The organism is Nocardiopsis chromatogenes YIM 90109, from assembly GCF_000341185.1.
Taxonomy (GTDB): domain Bacteria; phylum Actinomycetota; class Actinomycetes; order Streptosporangiales; family Streptosporangiaceae; genus Nocardiopsis_A; species Nocardiopsis_A chromatogenes.
The window spans coordinates 1-16,976 of the sequence record NZ_ANBH01000055.1; the positions used below are offsets into that span (position 1 = coordinate 1).

Consider the following 16,976-nt stretch of genomic DNA (forward strand, 5'->3'; position numbering starts at 1 on the left):
CCCGCCGACGAAGAGCACCAGCACCACGTAGGGGAGCACGCCCCACAGCATCACGTCGGCCACGGCAGCGCCTCCCTGCCCGGCGCGCGGCCGCCGTACGGTTCCAGGCCCACGTCCTCGGCGGGCGGCCCCTGCGCGGCCAGCCGCCGCGCCGCTTCGCGCTGGGCGGCGGCCGGGGGCGGCAGGGTCGCCGCGACGGCGTCGAGGACCCCGGCGTAGGGCGTGCCGTGCCGGTGCAGCGCCGCCCGCAGGAGTTCCAGGCCGGGCTGGAAGCGGCGGAGCAGCGCCTCCCCCTGCCCGGCGTCGCCGCGGGAGGCGAACTCCAGCAGCACGCACAGGTGGTCGGGCAGCTCGTGCGGGCCGGGGCGCCAGCCGTGCGCCGCGTAGACCTCCTTCAGGCGGGCCAGGGCGTGGCCGCGCCTGCGGGTGTCGCCGTCGGTGTAGAAGGTCAGGTGCAGCGCGCGGCGGCGGCGCAGGTCGAAGGTCTGCACGTAGTGGGCGCCCAGCTCCAGTTCGTCCGCTCCGGCGGCGTGGGCGCAGAAGGCGGTGAGGCCGTCGCGGGCCGCTCCGCCGGGCAGCTCGTCCACGGCCGCGCGCACCGTCGGCAGGCGCTCCAGCATGCCCCGGTCCGGGTAGTCGAGCAGCAGCGCGGCGGCGCGCCGCACCACCGCGGTGTCCCGGGCGCGCGTCACGGCTCCTCCCTCGGGGGGAAGAGCCCTTCGGGCCTGCCGTTGCCGTCCCAGTTCAACAGGTTCACCCGCCCTTTCAGGTCGGCGCGGTCGGCGGGGGCGTCGCTGGTCTGGCGGGTGCGCAGGGCGTGGAAGGTCTCCACGCTCGCCGGGTCGGGCCGCCCCGAGGCCTCCCCGAACGGCGGCGCGGGGGTGCGGCCGTGCGCCGCCCCCATGCCGCCCATCCCCGGCCCGGACTCGAAGTCCAGGCTGCAGCCGATCTCCTCGATCACCCCGCGGTCGGCGTCGTCGACGCCGTAGGCGGTGGGGATGACGTAGCGGTCGTCGTACTTGGCGAGCGCGAGCAGCCGGTACAGCTCCTCCAGGCGCTCGCCGGTGGTCCCGGCGGCCTCGGCGATGGACGGGTCGCGCTCCTGCCCCAGGTTGACGCGGCGCATGTGGGAGCGGAGGGCGGCCAGGGTGCGCAGGGAGTGCTCGACCGGTCCGGGGTCTCCGGCGGTGAAGAGTTCGGCCAGGTACTCCACGGGGATGCGCAGGGCGTCGATGGCGCCGAAGAGGTTGTCGGCGTCCTCGCCGTCGTGGCCGGTCCCGCTGACGGCCTCGACCACCGGGGACAGGGGCGGGATGTACCAGACCATGGGCATGGTGCGGTACTCCGGGTGCAGGGGCAGGGCCACGCGGTGGCGCTTGATCAGCGTGTAGACGGGCGACCGGCGGGCCGAGGCCAGCCAGGAGTCGGGAATGCCGTCACGGCGGGCGGCCGCCTGCACGTCGGGGTCGTCCGGGTCGAGGAGGACGCCGAGCTGCGCCTCGTAGAGGTCCTTCTCGTCCTCGACGGCGGCCGCCTCGCCCACCCGCTCGGCGTCATAGAGGACGACGCCGAGGTAGCGCAGGCGCCCGACGCAGGTCTCCGAGCAGATGGTGGGCATGCCCACCTCGATCCTCGGATAGCACAGGGTGCACTTCTCGGCCTTGCCGGTCTTGTGGTTGAAGTAGACCTTCTTGTACGGGCAGCCGGTGACGCACATCCGCCAGCCGCGGCACTTGTCCTGGTCGACGAGGACGATGCCGTCCTCGGCGCGCTTGTACATCGCCCCGCTGGGGCAGGACGCCACGCAGGACGGGTTGAGGCAGTGCTCGCAGATGCGCGGCAGGTAGAACATGAACGTCTGCTCGAATTCGAGCCTGACCCGGTCGCCCACCTGCTGCACGATCGGGTCCTGCGCGGCCAGCTCGGGCCCTCCGGCCAGGTCGTCGTCCCAGTTGGCGCTCCAGGTGACCTGCATCGGCTCGCCGGTGAGCAGGGAGCGGGGCCGCGCCACCGGGATGTCGTCGCCCAGCGGCGCGGTGATCAGGTGCCCGTAGTCGTAGGTCCACGGCTCGTAGTAGTCGTGGATGGAGGGCATGAGCGGGTTGGCGAAGAGCGTGGCCAGCTTCTTCAGGCGGCCCCCTGCCCGCGGCTTCAGGCGGCCCGCGCGGGTGCGGGTCCACCCGCCCTTCCACCGCTCCTGGTCCTCCCAGCGGCGCGGGTACCCCTGCCCCGGCCGGGTCTCCACGTTGTTGAACCAGGCGTACTCGACCCCGCTGCGGTTGGTCCAGGCCTGCTTGCAGGTGACCGAGCAGGTGTGGCAGCCGATGCACTTGTCCAGGTTCATCACCATGGCCACCTGGGCCATCACGCGCACCATCAGTACCGCACCTCCCCGGCGCGCTTGCGCACGACGGTGACCTCGTCGCGCTGGTTGCCGGTCGGGCCGATGTAGTTGAAGGCGTAGGAGAACTGGGCGTAACCGCCGATCAGGTGGGTGGGCTTGACCAGCAGGCGGGTCAGCGAGTTGTGGATGCCGCCGCGGCGCCCGGTCGTCTCGGTCTTGGGCATGTCCACCACCCGCTCCTGGGCGTGGTAGATGTACACGGTCCCGACCGGCATACGGTGCGAGACCACCAGGCGGGCGGCGATCACCCCGTTGCGGTTGACCGCCTCGACCCAGTCGTTGTCGCGGGCCCCGATGGCCTCGGCGTCGGCGGGGCTCATCCACAGGGCCGGTCCGCCGCGGGAGAGCGTGAGCATCAGCAGGTTGTCCTGGTACTCGGAGTGGATGGACCACTTGGAGTGCGGGGTCAGGTAGCGCACCGCCACCGCCCGCTCCCCGTCCGGCCCGAGCCGCGGCTCCCCGAAGAGCCGGTGCATGTCCAGCGGCGGCCGGTAGACCGGCAGGGCCTCGCCGAACTCCAGCATCCAGTCGTGGTCGACGTAGAAGTGCTGCCGCCCGGTGAGGGTGTGCCAGGGCTTGTGGTTCTCCACGTTCACCGTGAACGGCGCGTAGCGCCGGTCCGGGGCCTCCTTGCCCGACCACTCGGGGCTGGCGCCCACCGGGGTGGGGCGGGCCTGGGTGTCGGAGAAGACGACCCGGCGCCCGGCCCCGTCGTGGACCAGGTCGGAGAGGTCGGTCCCGGTGCGCTCGGCGAGCCGCTCGAACCCCTGGGCGGCCAGGCGGCCGTTGGAGGTGCCGGACAGGGCCAGGATCATCTCGCATGCCTTGATGTCGGTGTCCAGAAGCGGGCGCCCGTCGGCGACGCCGCCGCGCACCGTCCCGTTGCGCTCGCGCAGCCACTCCACCTCGCGGTCGGGGGTGAAGGAGACGCCCTTGACGGGCAGCCCGAGCCCCTCGGCGAGCGGCCCCAGCGCCGCCATGCGCTCGGCCACCGCCGGGTAGTCGCGCTCGACCACCACCAGGTTCGGCATGGTGCGCCCGGGGACCGGGCGCTCGCCGGTGTGCCGGAAGTCCGGGGCGGTTCCGCCGGGCTGGGCCATCTCCCCGGGGGTGTCGTGGGCGTGCGGCACGGCCACGACGTCCTCGGCGGCGCCCAGGCGGTCCTCGGCCAGTTCGCTGAACACCCGCGCCAGCCCGTGGAAGGCGTCGAAGTCGGTGCGCGCCTCCCACGGCGGGTCGATGGCGGGGGTGAAGGCGTGCACGAACGGGTGCATGTCCGTGGTGGACAGGTCGTGCTTCTCGTACCAGGTGGCGGCCGGGAGCACGATGTCGGACATCAGCGTGGTGCTGGTCATCCGGAAGTCGAGGCTGAGCAGCAGGTCGAGCTTGCCCGTCGGCGCGTCCGCGCGCCAGGCCACCTCCTTGGGGCGGTGGCCGCCGCCCGCCTCGGACCCCTGCACCGAGGAGTCGGTGCCCAGCAGGTGGCGGGAGAAGTACTCGCTGCCCTTGGCGGAGGAGCCGAGCAGGTTGGACCGCCACACGGTGAGCACGCGCGGCCAGTTCTCCGGCGCGTCCGGGTCCTCGGCGGCGAAGCGCAGGCGCCCGGCCTCCAGCTCGTCGACGACGTACTCGGCGGGGTCCTTCCCGGCCTCCCGGGCCTGGCGGGCCAGGCGCAGCGGGTTGCGGTCGAAGGTCGGGTAGGAGGGCATCCACCCCATACGGGCCGAGGCGGCGACGAGGTCCGCGGTGTGCCGTCCGGCCACCGCCCCCCGCCCCGTCGGCGAGGCCAGGGCGTCGGCGCCGTAGGTGTCGTAGCGCCACTGGTCGGTGTGGGTGTACCAGTAGGCGGTGCCCGCCATGAACCGCGCGGGCCGGGTCCAGTCCATCGCCGAGGCGTAGGCGGCCCACCCGGCGCTGGTGCGGCACTTCTCCTGGCCCACGTAGTGCGCCCAGCCGCCGCCGTTGACCCCCTGGCATCCGGTGAGCAGCAGCAGGCCCAGGAAGGCCCGGTACATGGTGTCGCCGTGGAACCACTGGTTGGTCCCGGCGCCCAGCACGATCATCGCCCGGCCCCCGCTGGCCTCGGCGGTGGCGGCGAACTCCCGGGCGATGCGCACCGCCCGCTCGGCCGGGACCCCGGTGGCGGTCTCCTGCCAGGCCGGGGTGGCCGGCTGGGTGGGGTCGTTGTAGCCGACCGGCCAGGTGCCCGGCAGCCCCTCCCGCTCCACCCCGTACTGGGCCATCATCAGGTCGAACACGGTGGTGACGGTGTGCCCGCCGACGGTGTGCACCGGGACGCCGCGGCGCAGCTCGCGCCCGTGCCCGTCGGGGGTGTCGAACCGGGGCAGCGCCACCTCGGCGGCGGGGCCGTCCGGGTCGTGGAAGGTGAGCCGCGGCGTGCGCCCCCGGCGCTCCAGGTTCCACCGCCCGGCCCCCGAGTCGCCCCACCGGTGGCCCAGGGTGCCGTCGGGGACGTAGGGCTCCCCGGTGTCCTCGTCCACCAGCAGCGGCTTCCAGGCGGCGTTCTCCTCGCCCGCGGTGGCCTCCAGGTCGGCGGCGGTGAGGAACTTGCCGGGGACGAAGGCCCCGTCCCGCTCCTCCAGGGTGACCAGGAACGGCAGGTCGGTGAAGGTGCGCACGTAGGAGTCGAAGGCGGGGGTGCGCCGGTCGGCGAAGTGCTCGCGCAGCACCACGTGGCCCATGGCCATGGCCAGCGCGCCGTCGGTGCCGGGGTGGGGGGCCACCCACTCGTCGGCGAACTTGGCGGCGTCGTTGTAGTCCGGCGCGACCACCACGACCTTCTGCCCCCGGTAGCGGGCCTCGGCCATCCAGTGGGCGTCGGGGGTGCGCGTGACGGGGACGTTGGAGCCCCACAGCACCAGGTAGGCGGCGTCCCACCAGTCGCCCGACTCGGGCACGTCGGTCTGGTCGCCGAAGACGTGCGGGGAGGCGACGGGCAGGTCGGCGTACCAGTCGTAGAAGGAGAGCATGGAGCCGCCGAGCAGGTTGACGAAGCGGGCCCCGACGCCGTGGGAGACCTGCGACATGGCGGGGATGGGCGAGAACCCGGCGACGCGGTCGGGCCCGTAGGCGGCGATGGTGTGCACGTGCGCGGCGGCGGCGATCTCCAGGGCCTCGTCCCAGGTGGTGCGCACCAGGCCGCCCTTGCCGCGGGCCGACTGGTAGCGGGCGCGCTTGTCGGGGTCGGCGGTGATCTCGGCCCAGGCGGCGACCGGGTCGCCCAGGCGCTCGCGGGCCTCCCGGTACATGCCGACCAGCACGGCACGGACGTAGGGGTGGCGCACCCGGGTGGGCGAGTAGGTGTACCAGGAGAAGGCGGCGCCGCGCGGGCAGCCGCGCGGCTCGTACTCGGGGCGGTCGGGCCCCACCGACGGGTAGTCGGTGGCCTGGGTCTCCCAGGTGATGATCCCGTCCTTGACGTAGACATTCCACGAGCACGACCCGGTGCAATTCACGCCGTGGGTCGATCGGACCACTTTGTCGTGGCTCCACCGGTCCCGGTAGAACACATCGGCACCACGGCCGCCCACCTTGAACTCGGCCCGCAGGTCGGCGGTGGTCGGCGTGCGCGTCAGATGCGTTCCCAGGCGCAGCAGGAAATCCCCCGCCGAACCGTCGCCACCAGCGGATTTACTGTTCTTGGACACGAATATCACCCGCCGTTTACTCCGACCCGGATTTCCGGTGCGAACGCCCTCGGAGAATGCAACCACCTCGAGTGAAGATCTCAAAGCATTTGCGCGACACACCAGGGGCGCAGGTCCCGTTCCTCTTCGGAATCGCCGGGTGATCGTCCTAGCCTGAATGCATTCGGAACACCCCTGGGGAGGCGTCCAGATGAGCGGGACCGCGCAGCGGAGCGAGGGGCGTGCCGCGGCCCGCGGCACGGCGGGCGGCAATCTGGCCCTGGCCACGGCGGCGTTCGCGCTGACCTTCTGGGCCTGGAACCTGGTGGGGCCGCTGTCCAAGACCTACTCCGAGCAGCTCTCGCTCTCCCCGGCGCAGACGTCGCTGCTGGTGGCGGTGCCGGTGCTGGTGGGGTCGCTGGGCCGGATCCCCGTCGGCGCGCTCACCGACCGCCTGGGCGGGCGGGTGATGTTCACCGCGGTCTGCTTCATCAGCATCGTGCCGACCCTCCTGGTCGGCCTCTCCGGCGGCTCCTACCCGATGCTGCTGCTGTGGGGCTTCTTCCTGGGCGTGGCGGGCACCTCGTTCGCCGTGGGCATCCCGTTCGTCAACGCCTGGCACGCCCCCGCCCGGCGGGGGTTCGCCACCGGGGTGTTCGGGGCCGGGATGGGCGGTACCGCGCTGTCGGCGTTCCTCACCCCCGTGCTGGTGCAGGCCTGGGGGCTGTTGGCCACCCACCTGCTGATGTGCGCCGCCCTGGCGGTGATGGGCGCGGTCATGTGGGTGTTCAGCCGCAACGCGCCCGACTGGACGCCGAGCTCCGAGCCGGCGCTGCCCCGCCTGCGCGACGCGCTGCGGCTCAAGGCGACCTGGCAGATGTCCCTGCTCTACGCGCTGGCCTTCGGCGGGTTCGTGGCCTTCTCCACCTACCTGCCGACGCTGCTGACCACCGCCTACGCCTTCGCCCAGACCGACGCCGGGCTGCGCACCGCCGGGTTCGCGCTGGTCGCGGTCGTCGCCCGGCCGATCGGCGGCACGCTGTCGGACCGGATCGGGGCGGTGCGGGTCTGCCTGGCGTCGTTCATCGGCACCTGCGTGTTCGCGGTGGTACTGGCGTTCCACCCGCCGGCCGAGTTCCCGGCCGGGGCGTCCTTCGTGCTCATCGCCCTCGCGCTGGGGCTGGGCACGGGCGGGGTGTTCGCGCTGGTCGCCAAGGTGGTCGAGCCCTCCCGGGTCGGCACGGTGACCGGGCTGGTCGGCGCGGCCGGGGGGCTGGGCGGGTACTTCCCGCCGCTGGTCATGGGCGGCGTCTACCAGGCGACGGGGGCCTACACCATCGGGTTCGTGCTGCTGGCGGCCGTGGCCCTGGCGGTGGCGCTGTACACGTCCCGGGCGTTCCGCACCGCCGAATAGCCCCCGCACACGACGAAGGCCCGGAACCGTTCCGGTTCCGGGCCCATCCGCGGTCCTGACGGGATTTGAACCCGCGGCCTCCACCTTGACAGGGTGGCGAGCACTCCTAACTGCTCCACAGGACCATCGCCGCGTTCCGCCCTTCCGGGCGACCCGCGTACAACACTCTAGCGGGGTTTTGCAGTGCTCCGTCCCACAGCCCGCTCCCCGGCCCGTGCCGCGCCTCACGCCCGGGCCCGGCGGACCCGCCCCTCGTCCCACACGGGATCGTCGGAGGTGTAGACCCCGCCGTCCTCCCCGAACACCAGGAAGCGGTCGAAGGAGCGCGCGAACCACCGGTCGTGTGTGACGGCCAGCACCGTCCCCTCGAACCCTTCGAGGGCCGTCTCCAACGCCTCCGCGGACTCCACGTCCAGGTTGTCGGTGGGCTCGTCCAGCAGCAGCATGGTGGCGCCGGACAGCTCCAGCAGGAGCACCTGGAAGCGGGCCTGCTGGCCGCCGGACAGGGCGTCGAACCGGGTGTCGCGCCGGTGCACGAGCTCATAGCGCTGCAGGGCCGGGGCCGCCAGGTCCAGCGGCATGGCGTGGTCCTCTTCGAGGATCGCCGCGAGCGTGCGCCCGTTCCACTCCGGGTGGTGGTGGGTCTGGGCGAAGTGCCCGGGCACCACCCGCGCCCCCAGCCTGGCCGTCCCGGTGTGCGCCACCGCGTCCGGGTCGCTCAGCAGCCGCAGGAAGTGCGACTTGCCCGAGCCGTTGGAGCCGAGCACCCCGACCCGCTCGCCGTAGAACACCTCGGCCGTGAACGGCCGCATCAGGCCGGTCAGCTCCAGGCCGGTGCAGGTGAGCGCCCGCACGCCGGTGCGCCCGCCGCGCAGGCGCATGTCGATGCGCTGCGCCTTGGGCGGCTCGGGCGGCGGGCCCTCCTCCTCGAACCGGGTCAGCCGGGTCAGGGCGGCCCGGTAGCGGCTGGCCATGTCGTCGTTGTTGGCGGCCTTCTGGCGCAGCCGCTTGACCAGCTCGCGAAGCTGCGTGTGGCGCTCGTCCCACCGGCGGCGCAGCTCGGCGAAGCGGGCGTGCCGGTCCTCGCGGGCGCGGTGGTAGCTCTCGAAGCCGCCGCCGTGCACCCACGCCGACGCCCCCGCGCCCCCGCCGCCCTCCAAGGTGACCACGTGCGTGGCGGTGGCCGCCAGCAGCTCGCGGTCGTGGCTGATGAACAGGACGGTCTTGGGGGTGCTCCGGAGCCGCTCCTCCAACCATCGTTTTCCCTGAACATCCAGGTAGTTGTCGGGCTCGTCGAGCAGGAGCACGTCGTCGGGGCCGCGCAGCAGCGCCTCCAGCACCAGGCGCTTCTGCTCACCGCCGGAGAGGGTGCCCAGCTCGCGGAAGTGCGCGCGGGCGTAGGGAACGCCGATCGCCTCCACGGTGCACACGTCCCACAGCACCTCGGCGTCGTAGCCCCCGGCGTCGGACCAGTCGGACAGGGCCTGGGCGTAGCGGAGCTGCACCGCCTCGGAGTCGTTCTCCATCATGGCCAGCTCGGCGGCGTCCAGCTCCTGCCCGGCGCGCCGCACCCGGGGCGCGGACACCGACAGCAGCAGATCGCGCACGGTCGCGTCGGCGGGCAGCGCACCGGCCGCCTGGGAGCCGATGAACTGGCGCATCACCCCGATGCGCCCGCTTCGGGTGACGGCGCCCTCGTGCGCGTCGGTGTCCCCGGCGATGATGCGCAGCAGGGTGGTCTTCCCGCTGCCGTTGGCGCCGACGAGCACCGCCTTCATGCCGTCGCCCACGCGGAAGGACACCTCGTCCAGGAGCGTCCCCCCGTCGGGGAGCCGGTAGGACACGCCCGCGACATCGATATGGCCCATGGCGGCCAGCCTGCCACCGGGCCCACGGCGCGTCGAAGGGTTTTCCGGGCGGCGGGCCGTCAGGCGCGCCCGGTCAGAGGTGCAGGGCCTCGATGCGCGCCTTGTGCTCCTCGCCCCAGTCGCCCAGGGGTTCCATCGCCTTGTTGAGGGAGCGGCCGAAGTCGGTCAGGGAGTACTCCACACGCGGCGGGACCTCCCGGAACACTTCGCGGTGCACCAGCCCGTCGTGCTCCATCTCCCTGAGCTGCTGGATGAGCATCTTCTCGCTGATGCCCTCAAGGGCCCGGCGCAGCTCGCCGAAGCGGCGGACGCCCTGGTCCAGCTCCCAGAGCAGGAGCGCCTTCCACTTGCCCCCGACGACGCCGAACGCCGCGTCGAGCCCGCAGACGTAGGTCCGCCGACGCTTCATCGCCTCTCCGATTCTTACCTTTTGGTGAGTACCCGACAAAAAAGTAGGTACTTGTCGCTGCTCCAGTGTGCGGCCCAGGATGGCGGACGTCCACCCCGAACACATCGACGAATGAGGACGGCATGTCTGCTTCCACCTCCCCCGCCCCGGTGACCGTCATCGGCCTCGGCGACATGGGCACCGCCCTGGCCCGGGCCTTCCTGAAGGCCGGGCACACGGTCACCGTCTGGAACCGGTCGGCCGCCAAGGCCGGCCCGCTCGTCGCCGAGGGCGCGGTGCGCGCCGACTCCCCCGCCGCCGCCGTGGAGGCGAGCCCCTTGGTCGTCGCCTGCGTGCTGGACTATCCCGCACTGCGCGAGGCGCTGGGCACCGCAGAAGACCGCCTGTCCGGCCGCACCCTGGTGAACCTCACCAACGGCACCCCTGAGGAGGCGCAGGAGACCGGCGCCTGGGCGCGCGGGCTGGGAGCCTCCTACATCGACGGAGGCATCATGGCGGTGCCCGCGATGATCGGGACCCCGGACGCCGTGGTGCTCTACAGCGGCGACGCGTCGGTGTTCTCACAGCATGAGGCCGCTCTGCGCGCGCTCGGCGCGGCGTCGTTCCTGGGCTCCGCCGACGGGACCGCCGCACTCAACGACATCGCGCTGCTTACCGGCATGTACGGGCTGCTCGGCGGATTCGTTCACTCCGCCGCGCTCATCCGGTCGGAGGGCGGAACCGTCACAGAGTTCACCGAGAACCGGCTACTCCCCTGGCTGACCGCGATGACGGGCATCCTGCCCGCGCTGGCCCGCCAGGTCGACTCCGGCGACTTCCGCACGGAGGGCTCCGGACTGGCGATGCAGCTCCGGGCCTATGAGAACTTCCTGTCCGCCAGCCGCGCGCGGGGAGTGCGCACCGACCTGATCGCCCCTTTCCACACGTTGATGGAGCGGGCCCTGTCCGAAGGGGCGGACCCGTCGGACGACGTCTCGGCGCTGGTCGACACGGTCCGGGACGGCCGGGACCGAGACTAGAGCCCGCTCACCCCCGGCCGCAGTGGCCGCACCGGGGCCTTCCGGTGCGGTGGTAGGACACCGTGGCGACGCCCAGCCCAGCGCCCCACACCACATAGGCGGGGATCACCGCCCAGAAGAACCACGCCGGGTAGCCCAGGGCGCCCCATGCCCCCGCGCCATCGGCGATCAGCACGCCGAGGCTCATCAGGAAGTAGGACACCATCCCGGCCGAGGCGAGGACGCCGGGCACCAGCACGAGCGGCCGCGGCACCCTCCGCCCGGCCAGGGGGAGCACCCAGCGCGGCCACACCCTCCCCCACCGGTGCACCAGCGCCAGCGGCAGCACGATCCCGGCCAGGGCGAAGACGACGGTGAAGGCCCCGGCGGCGAAGGCGGACGACGCGTCGTCGACACCGTCGGGGAACAGCGGGTTCTCCCGGCCGCCCGCCAGGACCTCGGCCAGCGTCCGCACGGCGACGGCGGCGACGACCGTGTAGGCCGCCGCGAACGCCCACCCCGGCGCCCGTTCGGGGGCCGGGGCCGCACCCGGGGCGCGGCCGCAGGAGGGGCACCCGCCCCGCACCCGGCGGTGCTCGGCCACCAGTGCGGCCGCCAGCGCCACCGCGCCGAAGGCGCACGCGGCGCGGCTCGCCGCCGCCCCCGCGTGCAGCGGGATGCCCCCGGCTCCCAGGAGCAGCAGGCCGACGACGTCGAGGATGAGGAGGAAGGAGGAGAGCGCCGTCCCGGCGGCCACGGCGGCGCCCGCGGCCATCAGCGCCCGGTGCCCGCCCCGGCTGCGCGGCCGGAGGGCGGGCACCGCGACCGCCCCCGCGATCACCGCGGTGCCCGCGCACAGCAGCACGACCGGCCAGTCCGAGAACGGGCCCAGGTCGTCCCCGACCGGCGGCAGCCATGGGCGCCCGGCCAGCGTCCAGAAGAGGCGGAGCGCTCCGTAGGCCGCCGCCCACACCAGGGCGGCCGGTGCCGCCACCTCCGCCCAGCGCGGGACCGCGGCCCCCGTTTTCGGCTCGGTCGTCGTCTGCATGCCCCCGATCCTCACCCCCGGTGCGGCCCCCGGTTCACCCTCCGCAGAGGGATTCCGGCCTGAGGCCTCCCACGTGCGGGGGAGCCGACGGGCCTCCAGCGTGCCGCCATCCAGCCCACGACGTGCCGCCGTCCGGTCCAGGACATGCCGCCGTCCGGTCCAGGGGGAATGTGCCGCCGCCCAGCCCACGACGTGCCGCCGCCCAGCCCAGGACGTGCCACCGCCCAGCCCAGGACGTGCCGCCGCCCAGCCCACGACGTGCCACCGCCCAGCCCAGGAGTAAGGCAAGTGTCGCCGTCCGGTCCAGGGGGAATGTGCCGCCGCCGACGTCCTATGGAGACAGACGCGGAGTGAGGGGAAGGCGCGATGACGACACCGGCCGGAGGGGAAGGCGGTGGGATGCCCGAGCGCATCGGGCCCTACCGGATCACGGAGCAGATCGGACGCGGCGGACAGGGGACCGTGTACCTGGGGACCGGCCCCGACGGGGTCGAGGTGGCGGTCAAGGTCCTGTCCGGCGCCTGGGAGGGCGGTGAACTGCAGCGCGCGCGCTTCGCGCGGGAGCTGGAGTCGGTGCGGCGGGTGGCGCCGTTCTGCACCGCGGCCGTGGTGGAGGCCGACGTGGAGGGCGACCCGCCCTTCATCGCCAGCGAATTCGTGCGCGGCCCCACACTGCGCGCGGCGGTGCACAGGGAAGGGCCGCGCACCGGGGCCTCCCTGGACCGGCTCGCGGTGGCCACGGCGACCGCCCTGGTGGCCATCCACAGTGCGGGGGTCGTGCACCGGGACTTCAAACCGGCCAACGTGCTGCTGGGCCCGGACGGGCCGCGGGTCATCGACTTCGGGATCGCCCGGACCGGCGACGCGACCCTCACCCAGACCGGAGCGGTGACCGGCACACCCGCCTACATGGCGCCCGAGCAGATCCGGGGCGCGCGCGTGGGACCGGAGGCGGACGTGTTCGCGTGGGCGGCGGTGATCACCTTCGCCGCCTCGGGCCGGGGCCCCTTCGACGGGGACAGCGTGCACGAGGTACTGCACAAGGTCGTCTCGGACGAGCCGGACCTGGAGGAGGTGCCCGAGCGGCTGCGGCCGCTGCTGCGGGCCTGCCTGGACAAGGACCCGGCGCGCAGGCCCACTGCAGTGCGCGTCCTGGGGGCGCTGGTGGGACGGGACCCCGGGCCGGAGGCCGAGTCGCCCGACGCGGTGACGGAGGTCCTCCGGGAAGGGGCTTCGGCGGCGGCGGGCCGCACGGTGGTCGCGACGGCTCCCTTGGCGCCCGCCCCGTCGGCGCCCCCGTCGGCACCCCCGGTGGCGCCCCCGACAGCGGCGCCGCCACCGGCCGCACCGCCGCCGACCGTGCCCCCGGCGAAGGCGCCGCGCCCCCGCGGACGGCGCCGACGGCGGCCGAGCGGCGCGGCGCTCCTGGCCGTCCTGGCGGTGCTGCTCCTCGGCGGCACGGCCTGGCTGCTGGCCGACCGCATCCCGCGGGAGGAGTGGTGGACCCTCCCCGACGCGATCCCGGCCCGCCAGACCGCCCCGGCCGGGGAGGGCCCCGGGCCGGAGCCGGAGTCCACCGGTGGAGGAGGTGGGCCGGTCGGCGGGGCCGGTGATCCCGGGACCACGCCCGAGCAGGCGCCCGAGACATCGGAGCCCACTCCGGAGTACACGCCGGAGGAGGAGACACCGGGGGAGGAGACACCGGAGGAGGAGACACCGGACGGGGAACCGGACGACCCCACCCCGGAACCGACGGCGGATCCCGGCGAGTCCTGGTCCCCCTCCCCCGCCGACGCCGAGCCCACCGCGGCGTGGCCGAGCGAGGAGGGGACCGCCTAGAGTTCGGGGAGGGCGAGCCGCCCGGGACCGCCGAGCAGGAGGGGTGCGCACGTGACCGACCAGCCCGCCGCCGCTGGGCCTCCGCTGCCGCAGGGGCCGCCGAGTACCCGGATCGACAAGTGGCTCTGGGCGGTCCGCCTGGTCAAGACCCGGTCCGACGCGGCGCAGGCGTGCCGCGGCGGGCACGTGCGCGTCAACGACAAACCGGCCAAGCCCGCCGCGGGCGTCTCCCCCGGCGACGAGGTGCGGGTGCGGCTGCACGGCACCACCCGCGTCGTGGAGGTCGCGCACATCATCGACAAGCGGGTGGGCGCGCCGATCGCCCAGCGCTGCTACGTCGACAACACCCCCGAGCCGACCGTGGCCGCGCCGCCGCAGGCGTTCGCCCCGCCGCCGCGCCGCGACCGGGGCGCCGGGCGCCCCACCAAGCGGGACCGCCGCCAGATGGAGCGCCTGTGGCGCGAGGGCCCATGACCCCTCACCCGGCCGCCTCGGCCGCGAACGCGCGGATGTCGGCGGTGAGCAGGTCGGGTGCCTGCAGTGCGGCGAAGTGGCCGCCCCGGTCGTACTCGGTCCAGCGCACGACCCGGTTGGAGCGCTCGACCAGCCCGCGCACCGCGCCGTCGCCGGGGAAGACGGCCACGGCCGTGGGCACGCCCGACACCGCGCCGCCGAAGAACTCCTCGCCCGCCTCCTTGTAGTGGCGGGCGGCGGAGCCGGAGGTCGCGGTGAACCAGAACACCGAGGCGTCGGTGAGCAGCGCGTCCCGGTCGACCGGGGTCTGCACGCCCCGCGCCGGGTCGTAGTCGACGAACCATTCGAGGTTCCAGGCGAGCATCCCGACCGGGGAGTCGTTCAGGGCGTAGGCCAGTGTGTGCGGGCGGGTGGACTGGACGGCCGCGTAGCCGGAGCGGCGCTCCCACTCGTCCGCCCCCGCGTACACCGCGGCCGCGTCGTCCTCGGAGAGCCCGGCCAGCGGGTCCTCCGCGCTCCAGTCCGGCGGCGCCACGACCGCGTTGAGGTGCACGCCCAGCACCCGGTCCGGTGCGATCCGGCCCAGCTCGGGGGAGACGATCGCCCCGAGGTCCCCGCCGTGCGCGAGGAAGCGGTCATAGCCCAGGCGGCGCATCAGCTCCGCCCAGGCGTGGGCGACCCGCCGGGCGGACCAGCCGGTCTCGCGCGTGGGCCCGGAGAAGCCGAACCCCGGCACCGAGGGCACGACGACGTGGAAGGGCACCGCGCCCGCCGCGCCGTGCGCCGACGGCTCGGCCAACGGCGCGGCCATGTCCGCGAAGTCGGCGAAGGTGCTGGGCCAGCCGTGCGTGAGCAGCAGCGGAACCGCGTCCGCCTCGCTGGAGCGCAGGTGGACGAAGTGGACCCGCTGCCCGTCGATCCCGGTGGTGAACTGCGGCAGTGTGTTCAGCGCACGCTCGCGTGCGCGCCAGTCGAAGCCGTCGCGCCAGTGGGCGGCCAGCGCGCTCAGGTGGTCCTGTTCCACGCCGTACTCCCACCCGGCCCCCGGGAGCCCCGGGGGCCGGCGCCAGGCGTCGATGCGGCGGTGCAGGTCGTCCAGGTCGGCCTGGGGGACGTCGATGCGGAACGGTGTGATCTCGTCGCTCATGCGGGCGAACGTAGGAGGGATCGCGGACCTTTCGTGTCCGCGATTCCCTGCGACCGTCACCGGTAGCGTCACCGGTAGCCGGTGGTGTCGGCCTCCCGCCCGGCGTACTGGACCTCGGAGATGTACCGCCAGGCGTCGGGGCGGCTCCCGTCGGCGTCGGTCAGGCCGTACACCTTGGCCAGGTGGCCGCTGGACACCGTCTGCCCGGTCCACACCCCGGCCCGCGGGTCGGCCGCCAGGGCCGCCACGCCCCGCCCGACGAGGGCCGGCGACTCGGAGATGGCGAAGTGCGGCTCCTTGGCCACCGCGTCGCGCCAGTTCTCCTCCCCCACCCCGTAGATCTCCAGCATCGCCTCCGACCGCAGCCAGCCGGGGGTGACCGCGACCGCCGCGCCCCCGTGGTCGCGCAGCTCGTGCGCCTGGGCCTTGGCCAGACGCTGCACCGACGTCTTGACCAGGTCGTAGAACAGCCCGACGTCGGCGCGGTACCCGGCGTTGAACTCGGTGGTGCCGTCGGTCATCTCCACCACCAGCGCCCCCGGGCGGCGGATCATCAGCGGCAGCGCGAAGTGGCTGGTGGTCACGTGCGTGTCGATGCCCAGCCGGAGCATGCGCAGGCCCTGCCCCAGGTCGTGCTCCCACAGGCGGCGCCCGAATTCGGTGAGGTAGACGTCGCCGCCCCAGATGTCGTTCACCAGCACGTCGAGCCGCCCCTGCTCGCTGTCGATCCGCTCGACCAGCGCCTTCACCCGCTCCGGCTCCAAGTGGTCCACTTGGACGGCGATTCCGGTGCCTCCAGCGGCCTCCACCAGCGCGGCGGTCTCCTCGATCGTCTCCGGGCGCCCCATCTCCGAGCGCGACGTGCGCGTGGTCCGCCCGGTGGCGTACACCACCGCCCCCTTGCGGCCCAGCTCCACCGCGATCGCACGGCCCGCGCCGCGCGTGGCCCCGGCGACCAGCGCGACCCGGCCCTCCAGCGGTCGGTCGTCCCCCATGTCCCGCGCCTCCCTTCGTCGTCGTCCCCCCGTTCTACGGCGCTTTCCTGCCGTCTTCTGTCAGGAACGGAAGGGGAATGTCGCCGCTGGGCGACACGGCGGAGGGGGGTTCAAGCGCGTCCCATAGAGGGGAAGACGTGGAGGAGTCGGACGAACCGGACGGAGCGGAGGTGGTCCCCGTGGAGGACGCCGGTCCCGGGCCGGAGCGGATCGGCCCCTACCGTGTCACCGCGCGGGTCGGCCGGACCGTGTACCTGGCCGTCGCGCCGGACGGGACCGAGGCCGTGGTCGCCGTCCCCGGCACCCCGCCCGAGGCGCTGCGGGCCGCCTCCGGCCGCTGCGGCCCCGACCTGCTCGGCGCCGATCCGGACGGGGACCCGCCCTACACCGCCACCGCCCGCGTGCACGGCCCCGACCTGGCCTCCGCCGTCGCCCGGGACGGGCCGCTGCAGGGGGCCGCCCTGGCCCGGGTCGCCATCGCCGCCGCCACCGCGCTGGCCGCGCTGCACCGGGCGGGCGCCGCGCACGGCCGCCTCACCCCGGCCGACGTGGTGCTCGGGCCGGACGGCCCGCGGGTGGTGGGCGCCGGGGCGCCGGAGCGGTCCGGGCCCGCCTCCGACATGGACGCCGCCGACGTGTACGCCTGGGCCGAGGTGGTCGCCTTCGCCGCGCGCGGGCGCTACCCGGTCGACACCGACGACCTGCTGGCGGTGCCCGAACGGCTGCGCGGGCC

At 74.2% G+C, this 16,976-nt stretch carries 12 protein-coding genes, 1 tRNA gene and 1 pseudogene; 5 read left to right on the forward strand and 9 right to left on the reverse strand.

Annotated elements, in window-relative coordinates; all coding sequences use genetic code 11:
- Positions 1-50: 50 nt before the first annotated feature.
- From narJ to D476_RS0105180, 3 genes are read right to left on the reverse strand one after another with little or no spacing between them, the layout of a single operon-like run.
- Complete coding sequence (gene narJ / locus D476_RS0105170; RefSeq protein WP_017622910.1) at positions 51-692, reverse strand: nitrate reductase molybdenum cofactor assembly chaperone; 642 nt, start codon at positions 690-692, stop codon at positions 51-53.
- Entirely contained in the window at positions 689-2,377 is a 1,689-nt protein-coding gene (gene narH / locus D476_RS0105175; protein ID WP_017622911.1) for a nitrate reductase subunit beta, read from the reverse strand. The genes narJ and narH overlap by 4 nt, the downstream gene beginning before the upstream one ends.
- The gene (locus D476_RS0105180; RefSeq protein ID WP_017622912.1) at positions 2,377-6,072 is read right to left on the reverse strand and encodes a nitrate reductase subunit alpha; all 3,696 of its coding nucleotides are present in this window, start codon (positions 6,070-6,072) and stop codon (positions 2,377-2,379) included. The genes narH and D476_RS0105180 overlap by 1 nt, the downstream gene beginning before the upstream one ends.
- A 190-nt stretch (positions 6,073-6,262) precedes the next feature.
- On the opposite strand from D476_RS0105180, the gene D476_RS0105185 reads away from it, so the two are divergent.
- On the forward strand, positions 6,263-7,465 hold the full coding sequence (locus D476_RS0105185) for an MFS transporter (protein WP_017622913.1): 1,203 nt from the start codon (positions 6,263-6,265) through the stop codon (positions 7,463-7,465).
- A 50-nt stretch (positions 7,466-7,515) separates the two neighbouring features.
- Here D476_RS0105185 and D476_RS0105190 read toward each other — a convergent pair.
- The 3 genes from D476_RS0105190 to D476_RS0105200 form a co-directional block, all read right to left on the reverse strand.
- Positions 7,516-7,590, reverse strand: a tRNA-Asp gene (locus D476_RS0105190).
- A 99-nt stretch (positions 7,591-7,689) separates the two neighbouring features.
- Positions 7,690-9,333, reverse strand: coding sequence for an ABC-F family ATP-binding cassette domain-containing protein (locus D476_RS0105195; protein ID WP_026123257.1), 1,644 nt, complete (start codon positions 9,331-9,333; stop codon positions 7,690-7,692).
- Between the two features lie 73 nt (positions 9,334-9,406).
- On the reverse strand, positions 9,407-9,742 hold the full coding sequence (locus D476_RS0105200; RefSeq protein ID WP_017622915.1) for a winged helix-turn-helix transcriptional regulator: 336 nt from the start codon (positions 9,740-9,742) through the stop codon (positions 9,407-9,409).
- Positions 9,743-9,864: 122 nt separating this feature from the next.
- Between D476_RS0105200 and D476_RS0105205 the strand changes: the two genes are divergently transcribed.
- Complete coding sequence (locus tag D476_RS0105205; RefSeq protein WP_026123258.1) at positions 9,865-10,761, forward strand: NAD(P)-dependent oxidoreductase; 897 nt, start codon at positions 9,865-9,867, stop codon at positions 10,759-10,761.
- Between the two features lie 7 nt (positions 10,762-10,768).
- On the opposite strand, the gene D476_RS32225 is transcribed toward D476_RS0105205, so the two are convergent.
- Complete coding sequence (locus D476_RS32225; RefSeq protein ID WP_017622917.1) at positions 10,769-11,788, reverse strand: hypothetical protein; 1,020 nt, start codon at positions 11,786-11,788, stop codon at positions 10,769-10,771.
- A gap of 399 nt (positions 11,789-12,187) precedes the next feature.
- Between D476_RS32225 and D476_RS35450 the strand changes: the two genes are divergently transcribed.
- Together D476_RS35450 and D476_RS0105220 are read left to right on the forward strand one after the other, a co-directional pair.
- A complete protein-coding gene (locus D476_RS35450; protein ID WP_051061597.1) occupies positions 12,188-13,627 on the forward strand; it encodes a serine/threonine-protein kinase in 1,440 nt (479 codons plus the stop codon).
- Positions 13,628-13,678: 51 nt separating this feature from the next.
- A complete protein-coding gene (locus D476_RS0105220; protein WP_017622918.1) occupies positions 13,679-14,101 on the forward strand; it encodes an RNA-binding S4 domain-containing protein in 423 nt (140 codons plus the stop codon).
- A 4-nt stretch (positions 14,102-14,105) separates the two neighbouring features.
- Here D476_RS0105220 and D476_RS0105225 read toward each other — a convergent pair whose 3' ends face one another.
- Entirely contained in the window at positions 14,106-15,248 is a 1,143-nt protein-coding gene (locus D476_RS0105225; protein ID WP_017622919.1) for an epoxide hydrolase family protein, read from the reverse strand.
- Between the two features lie 68 nt (positions 15,249-15,316).
- The gene (locus tag D476_RS0105230; protein ID WP_017622920.1) at positions 15,317-16,243 is read right to left on the reverse strand and encodes an SDR family oxidoreductase; all 927 of its coding nucleotides are present in this window, start codon (positions 16,241-16,243) and stop codon (positions 15,317-15,319) included.
- Positions 16,244-16,380: 137 nt separating this feature from the next.
- On the opposite strand from D476_RS0105230, the pseudogene D476_RS35455 reads away from it, so the two are divergent.
- Positions 16,381-16,976, forward strand: a pseudogene (locus D476_RS35455) (hypothetical protein); the annotation flags it as partial.